The following is a 2,057-nucleotide window of genomic DNA, read 5'->3' on the forward strand; positions in this document are numbered from 1 at the left end:
GGTCTACTCCCCGGGGAGTAGACCACCGCCGGAAAACCCTCCCCCGGGGTGACGGCCTCCCCGAGGGGTCCCCCGTACTGTCGGGGTTGTGGCAGCACTACTCCTCCGCCCCGCGCGCACCGACGTCTGGCTCGCGTTCGGCCTGCTCGCCGCCTCCACGGGCAGCACGGCGCTGGTCAGCGCGCTCCAGCGGGAGGCGGGGGCGGTCAACCCCTGGCCGTGGGGCCACGCGCTGATCCTGGTGGCCTGCCTGGCCGTCCTGTGGCGCACCGCCTACCCGTGCGTGGCCGGGCTGGTGTCGGTCGTCGCCTCCACTGTGTACTACCCCCTGGGCTTCCCCGACGGCATGGTCATGCTGTGCACCGCCGTCATGCTCTACACCCTGGTGCGCTGGGGGTACCGCGTGTTCGGCTGGACGCTGGGCGTGGGCCAGTTCGTGGCCGTCAACAGCTACGAGTTCCTCATGACGGGGACCTTCCGGCCCGAGGCGATCGGCATCGTCGGCTGGGTGCTCGTCCTGCTGTGCACGGGCGAGGTCGTGCGCTGGCGGCAGGAGTACCTGCGGGCCGACCACGAGCGCGAGGCCGAGTCCCTGCGCACCCGGGAGGAGGAGCTGCTGCGCCGGGCCTCCGAGGAGCGCGTCCGGCTGGCCCGGGACGTGCACGACACGGTCGCGCACAACATCTCCCTCATCAACGTGCAGGCGGGCACCGCCCTGTACCTGATGGAGACCGAGCCGCAGCGGGCCGCGGAGGCGCTGGCCACCATCAAGCAGACCAGCAAGGACACCCTGGTCGAGCTGCGCGGCATGCTCGGCGTGCTGCGCGCCGTGGACGAGGCCGCGCCGAGGTCGCCGGTCCCCGGGCTGGACCGCCTGGAGGAGCTGGCCGAAGGCACCCGCCGCGCGGGGATCGACGTGGTCGTGGAGGTCAGCGGTGTGCCCGGGCACCTGCCCGTGAGCACCGAGTCGGCCGCCTACCGCACGGTCCAGGAGGCGCTGACGAACGTGGTCCGCCACTCCGGGGCCTCCTCGGCGCGGGTGGGCATCGAGCACCGCGCGTCCTGGCTGGTCGTGGAGGTCACCGACGACGGCGCCGGGACCGTCGGGCCGCCGGCGGCGGGCAACGGCATCACCGGGATGCGCGAACGCGCCGCCCTGGTGGGCGGCACGGTGGACGCGGGCCCCCTGCGGGAGGGAGGATTCCGGGTGCGCGCCCGGCTCCCGCTCGACGGCGCCGGACCGGACCGCGGGGCACAGGCCGTCCCCTCCCCCGACACCGACGAAACGAGGCCCCGTTGATCCGGGTACTGCTCGCCGACGACCAGGCGCTGGTACGCGCGGGGTTCCGCGCTCTGCTGGACAGCGCCCCCGACATCGAGGTGGTCGCCGAGGCCGCCGACGGCGAAGCGGCCGTCCGGCTGGCCCGCGCCGAACGCCCGGACGTGGTCCTCATGGACATCCGTATGCCCGGTGTGGACGGCCTGGCCGCCGCCGGGCGCATCCTGGCCGATCCCGCCCTGGAGGCGACGCGGGTCGTCATCCTCACCACGTTCGACCTGGACGAGTACATCTTCGAGGCGCTGCGCGCGGGCGCCAGCGGGTTCCTGGTCAAGGACACCGAGCCCGGGGACCTGCTGCGGGCGGTGCGGGTGGTGCACGGCGGCGAGGCGCTGCTGTCGCCGGGCATCACCCGGCGGCTGATCGCCGACTACGCGCGCCGGCCGCCGAGCGCGCCCGACCCGTCGGTCCGGCTGAACGGGCTCACCGAGCGCGAACGCGAGGTGGTCGCCCTGGTCGGCGGCGGACTGTCCAATGAGGAGATCGCCGCCCACCTCGTGCTCAGCCCGGCCACCGCCAAGACCCACGTGAGCCGGGCCATGGTCAAGCTGGGGGTGCGCGACCGCGCCCAGCTGGTCGTCATCGCCTACGAGACCGCCCTGGTCACCCCGAAGTGGAGCCGGTGAGGACGGACCGCGTGCGCCCGGGAGCGTTTCCGGGGTCGCCCCGGGGCCGCCTCGGGGTCGTCCCCTACGCCCGCGGGAGTACCTCCGCCGCC

At 74.4% G+C, this 2,057-nt stretch carries 2 protein-coding genes; both read left to right on the forward strand.

Annotated elements, in window-relative coordinates; all coding sequences use genetic code 11:
- Positions 1-88: 88 nt before the first annotated feature.
- Positions 89-1,300 (forward strand): sensor histidine kinase, encoded by a 1,212-nt coding sequence (locus DQW06_RS19175; protein ID WP_013154607.1) that lies wholly within the window; start codon positions 89-91, stop codon positions 1,298-1,300.
- A complete protein-coding gene (locus DQW06_RS19180; RefSeq protein WP_013154608.1) occupies positions 1,297-1,965 on the forward strand; it encodes a response regulator transcription factor in 669 nt (222 codons plus the stop codon). The genes DQW06_RS19175 and DQW06_RS19180 overlap by 4 nt, the downstream gene beginning before the upstream one ends.
- Positions 1,966-2,057: the final 92 nt, after the last annotated feature.

It is taken from the genome of Nocardiopsis sp. TNDT3, from assembly GCF_003427465.1.
Classification (GTDB): Bacteria; Actinomycetota; Actinomycetes; order Streptosporangiales; family Streptosporangiaceae; genus Nocardiopsis; species Nocardiopsis dassonvillei.